At 33.4% G+C, this 15,335-nt stretch carries 21 protein-coding genes and 1 pseudogene; 2 read left to right on the top strand and 20 right to left on the bottom strand.

What is annotated here, in order from left to right:
* Positions 1-178 precede the first annotated feature (178 nt).
* The 7 genes and pseudogenes from ABMB67_RS23435 to ABMB67_RS08395 all read right to left on the bottom strand — a co-directional run.
* Positions 179-277: pseudogene (locus tag ABMB67_RS23435) on the bottom strand (hypothetical protein); the annotation flags it as partial.
* A 329-nt stretch (positions 278-606) separates the two neighbouring features.
* On the bottom strand, positions 607-1,014 hold the full coding sequence (locus ABMB67_RS08420; protein ID WP_354571773.1) for a phage tail tape measure protein: 408 nt from the start codon (positions 1,012-1,014) through the stop codon (positions 607-609).
* A 291-nt stretch (positions 1,015-1,305) separates the two neighbouring features.
* The gene (locus ABMB67_RS08415; protein ID WP_354571772.1) at positions 1,306-2,577 is read right to left on the bottom strand and encodes a hypothetical protein; all 1,272 of its coding nucleotides are present in this window, start codon (positions 2,575-2,577) and stop codon (positions 1,306-1,308) included.
* A 243-nt stretch (positions 2,578-2,820) separates the two neighbouring features.
* Positions 2,821-3,579 carry a type II toxin-antitoxin system PemK/MazF family toxin gene (locus ABMB67_RS08410; protein ID WP_354571771.1) on the bottom strand — a complete coding sequence of 253 codons (759 nt, stop codon included), beginning with the start codon at positions 3,577-3,579 and terminating at the stop codon, positions 2,821-2,823.
* Between the two features lie 207 nt (positions 3,580-3,786).
* On the bottom strand, positions 3,787-5,052 hold the full coding sequence (locus tag ABMB67_RS08405) for an RNA-guided endonuclease InsQ/TnpB family protein (protein ID WP_354571770.1): 1,266 nt from the start codon (positions 5,050-5,052) through the stop codon (positions 3,787-3,789).
* A gap of 134 nt (positions 5,053-5,186) precedes the next feature.
* On the bottom strand, positions 5,187-6,065 hold the full coding sequence (locus tag ABMB67_RS08400; protein WP_354571769.1) for a hypothetical protein: 879 nt from the start codon (positions 6,063-6,065) through the stop codon (positions 5,187-5,189).
* A 41-nt stretch (positions 6,066-6,106) separates the two neighbouring features.
* Positions 6,107-6,313 (bottom strand): hypothetical protein, encoded by a 207-nt coding sequence (locus ABMB67_RS08395; protein ID WP_354571768.1) that lies wholly within the window; start codon positions 6,311-6,313, stop codon positions 6,107-6,109.
* A gap of 188 nt (positions 6,314-6,501) precedes the next feature.
* Between ABMB67_RS08395 and ABMB67_RS08390 the strand changes: the two genes are divergently transcribed.
* Positions 6,502-6,705: a ribbon-helix-helix domain-containing protein gene (locus ABMB67_RS08390; RefSeq protein ID WP_354571767.1), complete on the top strand. Its 204-nt coding sequence runs from the start codon at positions 6,502-6,504 to the stop codon at positions 6,703-6,705.
* Between the two features lie 76 nt (positions 6,706-6,781).
* Here the strand turns inward: ABMB67_RS08390 and ABMB67_RS08385 are convergent, their stop codons facing one another.
* The 3 genes from ABMB67_RS08385 to ABMB67_RS08375 all read right to left on the bottom strand — a co-directional run bounded on the left by ABMB67_RS08385 (position 6,782) and on the right by ABMB67_RS08375 (position 7,889).
* Entirely contained in the window at positions 6,782-7,156 is a 375-nt protein-coding gene (locus ABMB67_RS08385) for a hypothetical protein (RefSeq protein WP_354571766.1), read from the bottom strand.
* A gap of 104 nt (positions 7,157-7,260) precedes the next feature.
* Positions 7,261-7,638 (bottom strand): hypothetical protein, encoded by a 378-nt coding sequence (locus tag ABMB67_RS08380; RefSeq protein ID WP_354571765.1) that lies wholly within the window; start codon positions 7,636-7,638, stop codon positions 7,261-7,263.
* A gap of 29 nt (positions 7,639-7,667) precedes the next feature.
* Positions 7,668-7,889 (bottom strand): hypothetical protein, encoded by a 222-nt coding sequence (locus ABMB67_RS08375; RefSeq protein ID WP_354571764.1) that lies wholly within the window; start codon positions 7,887-7,889, stop codon positions 7,668-7,670.
* A gap of 140 nt (positions 7,890-8,029) precedes the next feature.
* On the opposite strand from ABMB67_RS08375, the gene ABMB67_RS08370 reads away from it, so the two are divergent.
* Positions 8,030-8,266 (top strand): helix-turn-helix domain-containing protein, encoded by a 237-nt coding sequence (locus tag ABMB67_RS08370; protein WP_354571763.1) that lies wholly within the window; start codon positions 8,030-8,032, stop codon positions 8,264-8,266.
* A 262-nt stretch (positions 8,267-8,528) separates the two neighbouring features.
* Here ABMB67_RS08370 and ABMB67_RS08365 read toward each other — a convergent pair whose 3' ends face one another.
* The 10 genes from ABMB67_RS08365 to ABMB67_RS08320 all read right to left on the bottom strand — a co-directional run bounded on the left by ABMB67_RS08365 (position 8,529) and on the right by ABMB67_RS08320 (position 15,326).
* Positions 8,529-9,056, bottom strand: coding sequence for an N-acetyltransferase (locus ABMB67_RS08365; RefSeq protein WP_354571762.1), 528 nt, complete (start codon positions 9,054-9,056; stop codon positions 8,529-8,531).
* Positions 9,057-9,067: 11 nt separating this feature from the next.
* Positions 9,068-9,235 carry a hypothetical protein gene (locus ABMB67_RS08360; RefSeq protein WP_354571761.1) on the bottom strand — a complete coding sequence of 56 codons (168 nt, stop codon included), beginning with the start codon at positions 9,233-9,235 and terminating at the stop codon, positions 9,068-9,070.
* Between the two features lie 410 nt (positions 9,236-9,645).
* Positions 9,646-10,671: a tyrosine-type recombinase/integrase gene (locus ABMB67_RS08355; RefSeq protein ID WP_354571760.1), complete on the bottom strand. Its 1,026-nt coding sequence runs from the start codon at positions 10,669-10,671 to the stop codon at positions 9,646-9,648.
* A 96-nt stretch (positions 10,672-10,767) separates the two neighbouring features.
* On the bottom strand, positions 10,768-11,193 hold the full coding sequence (locus ABMB67_RS08350; protein WP_354571759.1) for a YomN family phage-derived protein: 426 nt from the start codon (positions 11,191-11,193) through the stop codon (positions 10,768-10,770).
* Positions 11,194-11,312: 119 nt separating this feature from the next.
* Entirely contained in the window at positions 11,313-11,912 is a 600-nt protein-coding gene (locus ABMB67_RS08345; protein ID WP_354571758.1) for a YomO family phage-derived protein, read from the bottom strand.
* An 85-nt stretch (positions 11,913-11,997) separates the two neighbouring features.
* Positions 11,998-12,999 (bottom strand): YomU family phage tail tube protein, encoded by a 1,002-nt coding sequence (locus tag ABMB67_RS08340; protein ID WP_354571757.1) that lies wholly within the window; start codon positions 12,997-12,999, stop codon positions 11,998-12,000.
* A gap of 31 nt (positions 13,000-13,030) precedes the next feature.
* Positions 13,031-13,783 (bottom strand): hypothetical protein, encoded by a 753-nt coding sequence (locus ABMB67_RS08335; RefSeq protein WP_354571756.1) that lies wholly within the window; start codon positions 13,781-13,783, stop codon positions 13,031-13,033.
* An 8-nt stretch (positions 13,784-13,791) separates the two neighbouring features.
* Positions 13,792-14,289: a YomW family phage-derived protein gene (locus tag ABMB67_RS08330; RefSeq protein ID WP_354571755.1), complete on the bottom strand. Its 498-nt coding sequence runs from the start codon at positions 14,287-14,289 to the stop codon at positions 13,792-13,794.
* Positions 14,290-14,637: a hypothetical protein gene (locus ABMB67_RS08325; protein ID WP_354571754.1), complete on the bottom strand. Its 348-nt coding sequence runs from the start codon at positions 14,635-14,637 to the stop codon at positions 14,290-14,292.
* 26 nt (positions 14,638-14,663) lie between these two features.
* Complete coding sequence (locus ABMB67_RS08320; protein ID WP_354571753.1) at positions 14,664-15,326, bottom strand: hypothetical protein; 663 nt, start codon at positions 15,324-15,326, stop codon at positions 14,664-14,666.
* Positions 15,327-15,335: the final 9 nt, after the last annotated feature.

Raw genomic sequence — 15,335 nt, 5'->3', positions numbered from 1 at the left:
TTGGCGGTAAGGCGCTTCAACCTTACTCTCTATGTCTCCATAGAAGTTCAGACTGTCGCTTCGCTATGCTTAATAGCGTTCTCACACTCAGTCGTTCAGCGTGTATTTAAACTTCGCCCCTGTTACCCTCGTCTAAACGTTAGGGCGTCCAAGTCAATAAGTGAGAATTTTACATCAGCAACTTTTCACCGATGATATTTCCAGATTCCCTCGTAGTTTCTCCAATAGCAGTGGTATAACCAATTAGCTCATGCAGTGAAACACCAAATGTCTCTGCAGCACCTACTGACTTTTGGATAGATTGAACAATATTTTGAGAAGAACATATAATACCCTGTCTTTCGACATATTTAATAGGGGTTAGACTATATCATAATCCTTTAAAAAGGATTCTCAGCGCTTCGAAGGGCAGCTCATCTTTCCCTCCTAAGAATTAGTCGTTACACCTTCAAGAAAGTTACCTTTCAAGCTTGGCACGGTATTATCATATTATTTTATTAAGTATTAAAATAACTTAGACTTCCACCGTTAGCACAATAATGTACACCCCTGAGCAATAGGGTTCACTGAGTTATCACTATATTGTTACCAATATAGGCGACTTCTTCAAATCGCAAAATTATTATCGACTTCATTTATGGCATCAACCGCAACCATGATATCTGTATCGCTAATTTCCTTCATGCCCATAGCTATAGCAGTTAGACCACTTGCCGCTTGGTCAACATCCATTTCCGAAATATTGGAAAATAAGGTAGATGCTTCCGTCATGGCAATTAGCCCATCATCTCTAAAGCCTTGTCTGGCGAACGTTTCAAGCCCAGCGTTAATTTGGCTTATTGTATTACCCAATCGCGTTGCCAAATCAACACTTTGCTGAAGAATATGATTTCTATCGATTTCTCCATTGGATACCCTCATTAATGAGGTCATTTGACTGTCGATCTCGATAATTTGTGTTAACATATTTTGGAAACTTCTGATCGTACCAAAGAAAGCGGTACTGGCTGCCATCCAGATAGGGAACTTCCATTTTTCACAGTAAAGCTTTTTATCTTTACTCCCTCGGAGTTTCCTCCTTTGAATCATGTTGATTCATGATGAGATAGCATACATTTTTACCCTCGAATAATCGATAGGGTACAGGAGACTCGTGGGTCTATTATATTCTGTGGATAAAAACACAGGTTCAAGACCTATGCGTTACGGTGATATTAAACTTTTACATTTAATATTTACCTCGGTATTAGCATATCTTACGACTTAGCCTTCACCGATTTTCCCCTGTCATAATCTAGCCTATTACTAAGCTAGACGGCGATATTCCACCATTGCATTCTGGAATGCCCCAGCCATTGTATTAGTATTAGCAGTCACACGTTTAGTCTGACTGACAGTTTCCGTTAGAGACATGTTATAATCTCTTATTTTATTTCTTACGTTATCTGTTCCTACTTCTAGTGATTTAAACTGATTTTGCAGGTCAGCTATTGCCCGTTTATCAATAGATGGGTATTGTCTAATTGCCTCACTTGCTTTATTATCAAATTGCCTTCTTGCTAAATCTAGATCAAATTGAGTTAGTGGAGTAGAAGACACACTGGAAGCCTTCACTCTTAGCTTATCTATTTCTTGCGATAGCCTTTTAACTTGTCCGACTGACTTTGTAGTATTAACCGCATTACTGAATTGTCTTAATTGATCTTCAGTAATTTTTCCTTGATTATGTAATTGATTTAAATTAATTCTAAATTTACCTTGCTCTTGATTTAATTTAGCTTGATTAGCTGTTGCTTGGCTTGTAACTGTAGTTAATGACTTCATCTGTTCTTTATATTTATTCAAAGCAACTTGGCTAGTGCTTGTATTTAATCTACTAGATAAATCATTAAACTGAGATTGAGAAATACGACCATCTGATTGCATTGCAACCAATTCACGTCTCAACTTAGCTCGTTCCTGAGAAAGTTTTCTTAAATTATTATAATTTTCAGTGTAAACTTTATTGGTTTGTTCACCATGTTCATTATATTTAACAACTTCCTGCCGTGCCTTTGAAGCGCTTTGATATGTCTCATCCCAAACCTTTTTACCTTCAGAATTCAAACGTGATGTACGCTTTACTAAATTCTCTGTTTTTTGAATTTCAGAGTTAAATTTTTGAGCTGATTTCTCATTTTTTTGAGTAGATGTTGCTATTGAATCAAATTCTTTTTTAGTCTCTTTTGCTACTTCCGATGTTTGAGCCATTGATTTCTGAGTCTGCTTGGCTTTTGATTCGATCTCAGAAAATGCCCCACCTACACCTTCCCAGTGAGTTCTTGTTACTTTTGCGCCAGTGGGGGAGGTGACTTCTTCTATAACTTTCCGTGTATTTAAAGCTTGATCTCCCAGCGCCTTCATCCGTGTATTAAACATTTCAATTTGCTTTAAAGTATCTTGATTAACTTTAATATTTAAATTTAATTTCTTTTGATTAACAACTTTCTGCAGTTGTTTAATTGAATTATTGATTTCCCTTACAGATGTACCAGTATTAATCCCTGCTGTAATCAGCAACTTCAAATCTTCATTCATTTCATCAACTCCTTTCAAAGCAATTAAAACACAAAAATCCCCTGACTCCAGTAGAGTAGGGGAGACATGGGGCATATGTATAAACAAATATCGAAACCACGAAAAAGACCTCGCTCACAATGGAGGGAGGTCTTAAGCCTCTTGCAATATTGCAAGGGTTAATAGGTTAATTGCACAGCCTCATTCCTTACGGAAAGGGTTAATATAACTTTTGATACTTACATCATACACGTTTTGTTGTGTTTAGTCAACTATTTCTTTATGAGAAGCGATTAACTTTTCACTAGTAGTTACTTCAGTTATTCCCTTAGTTAATTCACTCATAATACGAATTTCTTCTTCTAATTGCAAAACTTTTTCTGATAATGAGTTTATTTCATCATTTTGTTTTTTGGAATAGTAAGGAGCATAAGTGAAGGATAGTCTTTCTTCAATCTGAACCATTAATTCTGTCTTAGCTATTGTTTTGTGTAAGTCTTTGATAATTCTATTCTTAGAGATTGATTGAATTTGATGTGTTAACAAAATTGAATTATTATCAAACTGATTATAATCGGCTTTCTTTACTCGAATAATCGCTTTTTCAATATCGCTGGAAAATTTCTTACCTTTGTCCGATGTTATAGGCAATACTTCTATAACTGAACCAAAGTCTTTTAGTACGACTCCTGCATGATTATGCGAAAACTCTCTACCTATGTTGTGATGACCGAAGTCAATGAATAAAATTCTACCTCTACTATAGGTTTTGGAAGCTACTTCTTTCAAGACTTCTCTTTTACTTCCGTAAATTCCATATTCATTCCAATCATCATTCCACCTAACGAATTTTGATGCATTAATTAAATCTTGATTTTCAATTACATTTAGAGTTTTTTTCAATGATTCATTAATTTTCAAGTGGAGTTCAACAAACGACTTCACCTTAAATTCTTTTAAAAGTCGCTCTTTTTCTTTATTAGTTAAGTTCTCAAAAGTATGTAAGATACTTAATATATTCATTTCTTCACCTCCCATCCGTCATTCTACCATTATACGACAAAATGGGAGGTTTTTACTAGTATATTATACGCTCTATTTCATCCTCAATACTTCACGAGTATGAGCCTTCATAGCAGCACCAACAACATTCTTGACTTCTCCCACCCCTAAAGGGGCAAGCTCTACACCTTGCGGTGAAACGAGTGGGATTCTTTAAAAGAAGTTTGGTCAAATGACTCTTATTCTTAATGGGCGAGCCAAACGCCCTCTAGCTTGTAGGATTTCACAATCCACCAAGTTACTTTTGCGTAAAATATTTAAAGCTCCATTAATATCAGCATTTAGCTCATATCCGGTTTTCGTGCGGTAAAGACCACGTTTTATACGTTTTCCGCTAAAAATGTGCTTTTCTTTTTCTTCTGGATTCCAATTCGGAATGAGGTCATTGTCAAAAAAAGACGCTTTGCTTGTATAGGCTTCTTCTTGCTCTTTGTATTCAATGCCATATCGCTCACAAAGATTAAAAAGTTGCTCTCTCAAATTTCCAAATGGAATTTGTACAAACTGCTGATTATTCTTTTTGCCAATATTGATATTTCTCTTAAAATCTTTATTGTAGCCCACAACTAGATTGCCGATTTTGTTTTCTATGCAATAGTTAATGATGTGTCTGGCGCTTTTTTTTATGGAATCACTGATTTGACGATTGCGCTTCAATGTTATAGCGTCAATCTGCTTCGTGTATTTCATACCCTGTTTCATGGCAATGGATTGTAAACGTGCTTTCTCTTTGTTGTATAGACGGTTAATTGATTTGATTTTCTTTCCATCCATTAAAAAGGATGCCCCATCTGTATCAACGCAAGAAGCCAGATTGTCTAATCCGATGTCAATAGCTAGTGCTTTGCTACGATCTAGCTCTGTCACTTCATACGGTTGCTCATAGACGTATTGAATAGAAAAGAATTGTCCGTTGTTTCTTGGGACGATTCGTACTTCTTTTATCTTTTTACCCTCTAGTCTTGAAGGGAAAGGTATCAGGATTTGTTGGAAATTTGGATTCAACTTTTTGTACGCATTTGAAACAGCTACACGGAAAAAACCATCTTTAATACTAATTGCATTTGTAGAAAAAATGAGTGGAAACAGACCATCTTTCTTTAAATATCTCGGTAATTTCACATCTTGAAAGCGGTATTCATCTTTTTTCGCTTTCTTAATTAGATTAAAAAAGCTTTTAAAAGAGCGATCTACTACTTTTAAAATTTGCTGTGAAACACCCGCTTGAAGCATGCCATAATTTTCATTGGTTTTTGAAACGTGATAGTTGGATTCATAGCTTAAAAAGCTTTTTTCTGTAAAGTAATGTTGTCGCACATTATACAAGCCTACATTGTAAAGGTTTTTTGCATAGTGACACATTTCTTTCAGTTGTTTAAATTGCTCCTTAGAAAGACCTCTGATTTGATTGCTTTGAGTTAAATACATGACCATTGTTCGTCACTTCCTTTTTTGCTATATGTCTATTATATAACAATTTTTTGCATGAAAAACAATTTGTGTAGTGATTTTTCGGTCAATTAAGATGGCAAAAGCCATCCCTGACCGACCTCACTATCATCCCATGCCTAAAGGCGATGGGTTTTTCCGTTCGGATAAGCTATAACGGTTGTGTGTTCTGATTTTAGCTTCTTGTACATTCTTTTTAATTTCTCATTATCAGACTTTAGTATTTCATTTTCTTTCTTTAGTTCACAATTCTCACGATATACTGAGTCTATCTGATAGCCAATTTCTAAGCGAAGTTCATTTGCTTCATTTTCATCAGATCTATCTTTCTTCATGTGTCTATCCACGTTGCTCTTGATCTTATCTAATACTTCTTTGTCAGCAACATGTCTTATACTATATTGCCAACGACTATTTACAGTAGAGAATTTTCTGTTCAATTTTTGACTTGCTTCTTTTAAACCCTCGGTTAACGTCCCATCGTTATTAACGCTCATTAAGACAGAGTTCAAAACAATTAGGTCTTCTTCGGTTGTCCATGCTGGCTTTCTAGCCGTTTCTTTTTGAGTAGGGGAGGCAATCTCTTCTACATTTAGCAAGTATGTTCTCACTTGCTTAGCTACTTCTGAATCACGAAGCAACATACCGACACGAAGGATTGCTCTACGGGGGAAGAGGGCGATCTGTCTGGCATATTTTAGCTTATTGTTAAGGTTGCACCCTTGTAGGGTGTTACCTTTAAAAATCTTTAGCTCAGCGCCTTTTAAGACATTGTATCCATCTTCAATTACTTCGTTTCGATTGTCTTCTACGACACTTTCTATTGTTGATTTTGAAACCCCGTAAAACTCTGCAACCATTTCAGTGTTTGCATTTTCTCCATCTGGTAATAAGCTTAATTCTTTCATACGCTCTAAAATCTCAACTTTGCCAATGAACTTATCTCTGACATCTTTTCCACCCTCAATTAATTGCAACTCATTCACTTTAGCACCCATTTCTAACATCTCCTTTTAATCTCATTATTTTAGAACCTAGCTTACAGAACTTCATCCTTCACTGTTACCAACTCAACAACCATCTCGCTGCTATGTACATATGCACCTTCGTCTGTTAATTTCTTCTCAATATGATTTTTGATAGCGGAGAGAATTTCGTTAGCTTTCTCCAGTGCCGATTCTTCGCTTTCACAATCAATATCAAGAGAAATTACTTGTTCTGCACTCACATACAATGTGTACGACATTTGATCAACTCCTAGTATATTGGAATGTTTTTCTTGCTTGAGTACAATATACCACAACGTTAATTAACGTTCAAGATTATTTTGTTTTTATTGGTTATTTTATTGAAAGTATGGCTTTTTGATGTTAAAGTAATATAAAGAAAGTTATAGAACGTTATAGAATTAAGTTGTTGAAAGGGAGTCATATATTGGGAATTAGAGACCTTAAGCATAGGAGACCTTTAAGTAGCACATTGCGAAATGATTTGTTTGAATATCTAGATCAAGTACATCGAGAGACAGGGATGCCAAAAACGAGACTTTTAGATCGTGCTGTTGAGAGATATTTAAATGATGAATATTCTGAGATAGTGGAAGCGATGAAAAATATAAAACAAAATAAAAACGACTAGAAAATTTTCTAGTCGTTAAACAAATTTTTCTAGTCTACTCATCTCTGAATTAATATAGCTAACATTCTATACAACCTTATTCAATAATACCTATAATATCTCTTACTATTCCTATCTGTTCGTCTAGATCATCAAGTTTATCTATCTGCCTCTTTAAGTAAATATCTGAAAGGGTTTGCTGTGCATTCCAAACATCATTAAATAATTTTTCTTCGTCGGGACTCATTTCAAGAACTGTGGATGAAAAATCTACATATGACTTCATTTCCGAAAGTACATTTTCATATTCACATTTGTCAAATGAAGAGTAACATTCCTCTATTTCTTTCATAGTCAAATTGGCATGGTGAATAAATACATCTCTGATCTCATGACTTGTAGACGCCTTCGTACCACACCCACCTAATATTAATAAAATAATTCCACTAAATAAAATCAGCCTTTTAATCAAAATAAAACCACCCTTTCTATAGTTAGTAAGCTAATACCTTATTATTGGTATGTATTACCTACATTATATGTAAAAGGGTGGAATGGGGCAAACAATTAATGAAATTATAAAAAACCAAGCTCTTCAAAATCAAAATCCATGACTTCTTCTCCATTATAGTTTAATTTTAGATAGGTGAGAACATCTGTTTCTTCATTACTCCAATAAAACTTCAAACATCCAGCAGAATAACCTTTCCAATCAAAAGATTTCTTTTCATACTCATTAAATTTATCATTATAAATATCAACAGCGTCTTGAAAACTATTTGCTTCTGTAGCTTCCACTCCCAGAATATCAAATTCAGTATTGCTAATCCTGTTATTCAGGTCTAAGTGAGCTTCTGTAATTACGAATCCTTCTACTTTCTCATCCTTATCTAACTCAATCTCAGTAGAAGTACCGTTACGGTAAAATTTAATCTTTGTTTGATTCTTTTTCACCTCTTCACAACTCCTCATCTTCATTTTATCTACAAAACCTCATTATCCGCAATCGCCAATTTCCACTCGACATCTCCACTATGTATATCCATTGCACCAATTTTCCTGCCACTTATGTCATATAATACTAGTTTGTCTCCAAAATTCAAGTCACTTATCCTCCTATAAGCCTCCATCAAAGCCTTATCCTTATCGCATTCAAGCTCCAATGACACATCATAACTAATCGTCCCAAATACACAGCTTTTCATTTTGAACAGCTCCTTCAATATGACTTTCTTGCCATTATTATATAATATTCGATAACGAATAGTCAATATGAATTTAAGTTTTTTCCTTGTTGATTTTTTAAAACAAATTAGTCATAATAAAGGAGTATAGGAGGTTGAATATGCGATATATAGTGACTCCAAAACTTAATGAACTACTTAAGGAAAGAGGAATGACACAAGTAGATTTATCAAAAATTACAGGAATAGGACAAGGAACAATTTCTCGATTTGATAAAAATAAACAACATAAAGATGTGCATCTTGTGACTATTGCTAGTGCATTAGATGTAAAGATAGAAGATTTATTCTATATTTTTGAAGTAGATGAAGCGAATGAGAAATTAATTACCGAATAACGCATTTTTCCCATAATAAAAAGACATGAATTAATTTTTACTGTTCATGTCTTTTTATTATGGAAATGGAGTGGGGGAGGGGAGTAAAAACATTCAACACATTAATTTTTTTCTTTGGTAATTTTTTTGGCATTTTTTAAAGCCTTGTCTAATCTATTCTGTCTAATTTTCTTGTTTTTCTTTTCCGTTTCTATGAGGTGAAGAGACTTTCTAATTTTCATAAGCATCATCTCCTTATTGATACCTATGAATATCATTCCCTCTATATGTCACCTTCTAAACCGCGAAAGTCATACACAAGTGGTATCAAATCTTCAGGTGGATCAATGACATATTTCCACTTAACAAACTCATTCGAACGATAAAATTCCAATAATTTTTCATCATTGTAGGATTCAAGAACTAAAAAACTAATCCCTACATTATTTCTCATTTCATTCACAGTATACAAAATCCAATCCATGATAGACGAGCCAATTCCCGAAGATTGATATTCTTTTTTTACACCTATACAATATAATTGTATAGCAGGGAAGAAAGTTGGATAAGAGCCTCCAAGAAAAACTTTGGTTGCTGATTTGGATATTCTATCTGTTAATAAAATACAAAATCCCACACATTCAGAATTTAAATAAAACATATTAGAAATTGCTCTTTGTTGCTGTTCTAATATTGATATGTAATGTTTATAAATATGGTCTACCTGCTCTCTTCCGGTATTTAGAGCAGGTAGACTGTCTCCGTACCTATATCTTTTAACTGTTATATCTTCAACATTGACTTTACTCATCTTGGAACTATTTAACCTCTCTGAATTAATAATGCATTCTTTTTTGCTCGCTTGAGTCTTTTTTCTCTGTTTTGCTTACCTGTAATAATTGGGAATTCTTTCAAGTGTTCGAATTCAGGTTTAAATTCAAGAGAACGAAGTGGTTTTACCTCTTTAAGTTTTTCAAGTTTTTTTGTCATTTTCATCGCTCCTCAATTTAGATGAAAAAATAAAAATGTTTTAACTAGCAATTGTTACTAGTTTTTATTATGTGGATAAATTAAATAACAAATATCATCAGGATTTAATTTTTATTAATCAACTTAAAAGGTTTCTTAATATTGATTGTTAACATTCAGATGCCTTTTTAATTATTATTTTTCTAATCCTCATAAATTCTTCATTTTTCTTGGGTTTAAAAATAAACTGGTATTTTACAGATGCTTGAAGTCACTATCTCCTCCTCTTAACTATTACTAAACTCTTATTTTTAAGGAAATTATACCATTTTTATTTAAATTACACAATTGTAATAATGTCATTTGTCAAGAACTATTTTTACTCACATGTAAACCCCTCTCAGAAGAGGGGGAGTAGATCTAAATAAAATTTATTTCTTCTTTTCATCTCTATTTTTCTTAATTAATTCTCTCATCTCACGTCTAAGCTGAGCCTTAGATTTTGGTTTTATGTAATGTTTCTTACTAGTTTCAATAGATTCATGGTTTGCCCATTCAGCAACCATGTCGATATTCCCAGTCTGTTCATATAGCAAGTTCAACTTTGTTTTGCGAATAGTATGAACATAAAAATCTTCAATTCCAATAATAGTACCTATCTTTTTAACTCGATTTTGAATAGTTCCATAATCCATTGGTTTATAATTGCCCTTATATTTAGTTAAAAAGAATGAATCAATTTCTAAATTATCCATCTCTTTTCTCATTTCAAGCCATTCTTCAATTAATAGCTTAGTTTCCTCTTCAAATGCAACTTCTACGATTTTGCCTCGTTTTTCTCTTATATTTTCAAATACCATATTCTCTAGATCTAAGGAAGAGATAGTTAAGCGAGATAGAGCGCCAACCCGATTAGCGGAGTCTAGAGCTATATTCCAAATAAGCCTATCCTGAAAATCATATCGTTTATCATTCAATAAGCCATCTTGGATTTGTAGAACTTGCTCTTCTGTTAGATAATATGAATCTCTGATTTTTTCGTCGTTTGCACCCTTCATTCTTTCAAGCTTCTTATCAAATGGGTGTCTATCAATCAATCCTCTTTTAAGACTCCATAAATAAAAACTTGAAACAGTACTAAGTTTAGTGTTTATTACTTTCTTATTATTAAATAGAGTTTCTTGGCAAAAACCAATAAATCCTTCCATAATATCTACTGCTTCTTCCATGAATTCTTCGCTATATAAGCCGATATTATCCCATTCTTCAGCTAAATAAACTAGAAAGTGATCCATGTAATTTTGATAAACCTTATAGGTAGTTTCTTTCACATCTTTATTTTTGATAATCGAGCTTTTTAAATATTTCTCATATAACTTCCTATTTTCTTCTGAAATGAGGGATTTCTTTTCAGGAGTAAAATATTTTATTCGTTTGATCTTTCCCAATAAATTCACCTACCTTAACAAAAAAGTAGGAACCACGTTATAAACGCAATTCCCACTCAACATCAATCAAAACTATGCATAATTTTAATAATTTCAATTATCGTATTAGATAACTTTAAACCTAAGCTTTCTTAAATCTTTTTTTAGAGCTTCATTTAATTTTCCTGACTTTATTAGCTCTTCTCTTGTATTAGCCGTAAATGGGCGAGGGACACCATCATAGGGGAAACTGTATGAATAGCCTTGACCAGTCTCAACAACTTCAGCAACATAAGTATTTCCATCTCGACGACTATTAAAAATAGCTACGCCATTTGCAGTGTTAATGACTTCCCATTCTTCACGCAATTGACCAGTACGTTGATAAATTCGAGGATCATAAACGGCATATACATCTTCATCAACTCTGTTTTTAGCTGTATCAATTGTTTCTTTAATAACTTCACCATCACGATTTTGAACAGTGTTCTTTAACTGATTATTTAAATAAGCGAATAACTCATTTAAATTTGTAACATTTTTCTTTGCCATCTTCACACATCCGATAAAAGCGTTCTTTTAATTAGTTTTTATTTTTCTTTTGAATAGGGAGTAGGAACATAAGAAAAATGTGAAACTTTACATACTGCAGCAATATCCAATTATTGACCTTATTGAATAGGTTTATTATTTACAACCTCATCTGCACTTTGATCTATCCCAATTTTTCCAAATGCCTTTTCAATAGCTTCTCTGTTCTCTAGGGGAAGTTTTGCCAGTTCCTCATTTATTTGATTGAATTGCTTTTCCATTTTTCCTACAGTCTCAATCAATTCAAAACGGCGATTATGTACAGATTTGATTGATTCTTCTGGGAAATAACTAATCAATTCTTTGTAAAAATGTGAATTAATGAGAATTTTAAACTCATCATATACTGTTTTTGCTTTCTTACCCTTCGTAAGCTTAGCATTAGTAAAATGCTTGATGATAAAATACCCTAGTATATCGTCTACTTCGACTTCCTGAATAACAATCTGCTCCTTTTTGCATTGTGCAATAAAGCTAAAATAGTCAGCAACACAATCACGCACCTTTTCAGGCTTGAAAAGAGGGTACATTCTAATTACAATCTCTTTTTCGTGACCAATGGGAACAAAAGGGATGTCTATAAATTCATCATACATCTGTACTTCTTCTTTAAGTACAGAAGAGAGAAGAGGCTCTTTTTTTGAAACAGTCTTTTGAATCTTTTTAGATTGCTTTCCCAATCAAATCACTCCTTTTAATCCTTTTAAATTTACTTGAGCGACCTCGAACGAAGCCACTCAAGTTTATGTATATTATTCACTTTATTTATTCAATAATTTCTACATCAACAACGTCAGTTACAGTTCCATCAGTAACACGAATGGTTGTTTTGTCACCTTCAGTAGCTTCACTTGCAATTCCAACCAAACCAGAAGAAGTAACTGAGGCAACAGAAGTGTTATCAGAACTAAAAGTCAATTCAGAAGCAGGAACAATAATATTCGAGTACAATCCACCTCTAATACCATATACAGTTAACTGCTCAGAATCTCCTCCAGCACCAATGGAAAGTTGAACTTCAGAAGGGGAGGCAGCCAAAGCAGCGAGTGTTGGTGATTCATTATTCAAACGTTTAATGTCAATGTGGGCATAATTATTGTTACCATCAGCTAAAGCTTTTCCTTCAAGTGTAGATGTACTCACTCCGTCATGTGTCATTTCTAAACTGAATGAGCCGTTAAGTTTGAACTGTGGAATAGTAATTTGCATTTCAGCAGACTTACCATCTTTCGTATAAAAGTCTGAATTCATTACTAATTTATATGCTTTCGGGAATTTAGAAGCATCAATAGTAATGTGATCCATAATTGTTTCATAACGGTAAACTAATTTAACTTCTGAGCCTTCTGATCCTGAAACGGTGATATCTTTACCATTAGGAATAATTGTTAAAGTAGTACCATTAGCTGCCTCAACATAAACATTCCCGATCGGTGTTTCTTGTAAAGTTGCAGAACCACTACCGTCCAAAACCACAGTCTCTTCAATGTAGTATTCACGAAGTTCATTTGCAATTTGAGCATTGTTGTTTAAAGCAATGTAGTCTTCAAGAACTTGACTATCCTCAATAGTTGCAGTAATCATCTTTTGATAATTAAAGTCATATTGAAGCTGACTTCCCTTACCACCGAAGATTTCTGTATTCTGGATTTCTTGAGCAAGGGCAGTACTAATTAAAGTTTTACCTTTCATGACAAGCTGATCTGTAGTAGTGTCAAACATATAGACATCTGCCACAGACACTAAAAATTGTTTATCCTTAGACATTGGAAAACCTCCATATTATATTTAATTTATTTTATTTCAAGCCTTTTTCGGCTGAAAACTTATTGAATTCACTTTCAGACATTAGGATGTCTTTATTAGGATTTGTCTCTTCTTCTATGTGTGAGAGCCAAGTAGGTAACTTATCTGGATCTTTAAAACTAGCAAATCCTGAAAATTGTGCTTGCTTTATGGCTTTAGCAGTCATCAAATGATCCATTCTTTCGATGCCTTTTCTAAACTGATAAATAGTAAGTTCTTGTATGTAGTCATAAGGCATTTGAAAAGCGCAATGATACGCTACAATTTGCTGTTCTAAATCAGCTATTTTCCCTTTCTTCTTCTCCATAAATTCACGAGCTTCTTGCATTTTTTTCTCTAACTCTGGATCTCGAAGTTCTGTATCATTATAAATACAGTTTTGTGCAAGGATGATTTCTTTTATCGCTTGAAAATCCTTTTCAGTAATTACTTGATTGTTACTTAAAGCAATTTGAATTCGTTCATTTTCATTTTGGAATAGAGTAATCTCGTCTTTGAGAGTAAGAAGCAATAGTTCTTTTAATTGAGGAAGAAAATTAACTGTGTTAGTTACAGCCAACTCTATTAGATATTGAAGGTAGGACATCTTTATGAATTTGACATCTTTTTCTTGGAGTTTATATTTATCAAGTAATAGACAGTTAATCGAGTTTAATAACTTATCATAGTCACCAATTTTTACGGGATATATTTTTATCCCTTTATACTCATGAGGCTTTGCCCACACATCAGTTAAGCTTTTCATGATACCACCTAACCATTCGAGGAAATAACTTCAAATCTCAGTTGATATCCTATGTAGTCTTTAGGTGCTCCAATTTCATAGCCGCCAGCAAAATTTAAATTTCCAAATTTCATTGGTTTCTGAAATAAATTGTTACTTGTGTAATCAACTAATTTTGAAAGTCTAAAATCTACATTGTCAATTTTAGCGTGAACAAGCAAATCAATGACTACTTGCTGATCTGAAAACATGTAATTATTTCTTTTAGGTGGTCTACGTCCCATATAGTATAGGAGGCGGCACTTTTGACTGGCATCTAAATCGCTAACTATTTTACTAGCCTTTATGACATCATAAATAATACCCCATTTTCTATCCTCTTCCATCTGCAATATAGGAGGACGATTTTCATCTATAACACGTACATCATCATCTCTAGTTTTGGAGGGGTAGAAAAGTAACCGGAGGATTGTTTCATCCTGAGCAAACTCAGAAAATAACTCCCTCATTATATATTCTTGCTCCATCTAACCACACTCCATATAGTCAGGAAGCTTAATGATCATTTTGTCCAATAAGCTCATGCACTTGAATATTTCACGCCTCACAACTTCTTGATTATTATCCATAGTAAGAAATTCATTATAGAGAAATTCTAATGTATCAAGAATGATGTCAAATTCGATCATATCTTTAAGAAAGGGGAGGCGTTCACCTTTACCTTCTAACTCTAACGAGAGACTATGAATATTTTTAAAGGCGGTGTCATTATTTTCTTCATACATGCACAAGCAGTTAAACAATTTATTCTTACGATTTTCAAAGTAAGCTTTTGTTTGTTTGATATTTAAATAATATCTCTCCTTTTTATCCATAATAAAATCCCCATTTTAATTAAATTTTATTTGTTACTTAGTTGAATTCTTTCCACAAACAATTCAAGAAAACCTTGGTTATTTTTTACACGAGTTTTATCTACATTTGAAATTTTATATTGGGAATCATACATCTGAAATTCCATACCTTCAGTAATTAAATTTGCATTCGTTCTGTATGGAGTTAAAATTGATATGCGTCCCAAAGGAACGTTAATTTGCTCGTAAAATGTAGTATTATAAGTAGTACCATTTTCATTAGAAAAATGACAAGGTTGTTCGTAATAGATGGGTGTTGTATTATAAATAGGCTCGCCCAATGATGTTTTACCAGTGATCTCTCGAATTTCGTCTACTTTGACCTTTAGAATATTATTGCAATATTTAATAAGTGTTTTTTCATATATTTTATTACTGAATGGGTAACTAACTGCAAGATAATACTGGTCTTTATACAAAATTAGATCGCCCATTTTCACGTCACCAGTATTAGATAATAAATTAAATTCATCATCTTTGTTCCTTGATTGAATAATTACATGTTTTAACATTCCATCTACATTTACTAAATAAGCTTCAGGCGATTGCTCTAAAATTTCATTAAAGACGGAATAGTAGCTTTCAAACTCACTTTTTTCAAATCCGCTCAATGGGGTGGGGTTAGACATCAAATACCAATCATTTGACATTTTCAATCC

Source organism: Halalkalibacter oceani (assembly GCF_040544555.1).
GTDB classification, from domain to species: Bacteria; Bacillota; Bacilli; order Bacillales; family Bacillaceae_D; genus Halalkalibacter; species Halalkalibacter oceani.
This window is presented reverse-complemented; position numbering and strand designations above follow the sequence as displayed.

Excerpts from the sequence above, each read along its gene's own strand:
- ABMB67_RS08420 (WP_354571773.1), bottom strand. The coding sequence starts at position 1,014 with ATGGCAGCCAGTACCGCTTTCTTTGGTACGATCAGAAGTTTCCAAAAT.
- ABMB67_RS08415 (WP_354571772.1), bottom strand. The coding sequence starts at position 2,577 with ATGAATGAAGATTTGAAGTTGCTGATTACAGCAGGGATTAATACTGGT.
- ABMB67_RS08410 (WP_354571771.1), bottom strand. The coding sequence starts at position 3,579 with ATGAATATATTAAGTATCTTACATACTTTTGAGAACTTAACTAATAAA.
- ABMB67_RS08405 (WP_354571770.1), bottom strand. The coding sequence starts at position 5,052 with ATGGTCATGTATTTAACTCAAAGCAATCAAATCAGAGGTCTTTCTAAG.
- ABMB67_RS08400 (WP_354571769.1), bottom strand. The coding sequence starts at position 6,065 with ATGGGTGCTAAAGTGAATGAGTTGCAATTAATTGAGGGTGGAAAAGAT.
- ABMB67_RS08395 (WP_354571768.1), bottom strand. The coding sequence starts at position 6,313 with ATGTCGTACACATTGTATGTGAGTGCAGAACAAGTAATTTCTCTTGAT.
- ABMB67_RS08375 (WP_354571764.1), bottom strand. The coding sequence starts at position 7,889 with ATGAAAAGCTGTGTATTTGGGACGATTAGTTATGATGTGTCATTGGAG.
- ABMB67_RS08370 (WP_354571763.1), top strand. The coding sequence starts at position 8,030 with ATGCGATATATAGTGACTCCAAAACTTAATGAACTACTTAAGGAAAGA.
- ABMB67_RS08365 (WP_354571762.1), bottom strand. The coding sequence starts at position 9,056 with ATGAGTAAAGTCAATGTTGAAGATATAACAGTTAAAAGATATAGGTAC.
- ABMB67_RS08360 (WP_354571761.1), bottom strand. The coding sequence starts at position 9,235 with ATGACAAAAAAACTTGAAAAACTTAAAGAGGTAAAACCACTTCGTTCT.
- ABMB67_RS08350 (WP_354571759.1), bottom strand. The coding sequence starts at position 11,193 with ATGGCAAAGAAAAATGTTACAAATTTAAATGAGTTATTCGCTTATTTA.
- ABMB67_RS08340 (WP_354571757.1), bottom strand. The coding sequence starts at position 12,999 with ATGTCTAAGGATAAACAATTTTTAGTGTCTGTGGCAGATGTCTATATG.
- ABMB67_RS08335 (WP_354571756.1), bottom strand. The coding sequence starts at position 13,783 with ATGAAAAGCTTAACTGATGTGTGGGCAAAGCCTCATGAGTATAAAGGG.
- ABMB67_RS08330 (WP_354571755.1), bottom strand. The coding sequence starts at position 14,289 with ATGGAGCAAGAATATATAATGAGGGAGTTATTTTCTGAGTTTGCTCAG.
- ABMB67_RS08325 (WP_354571754.1), bottom strand. The coding sequence starts at position 14,637 with ATGGATAAAAAGGAGAGATATTATTTAAATATCAAACAAACAAAAGCT.
- ABMB67_RS08320 (WP_354571753.1), bottom strand. The coding sequence starts at position 15,326 with ATGTCAAATGATTGGTATTTGATGTCTAACCCCACCCCATTGAGCGGA.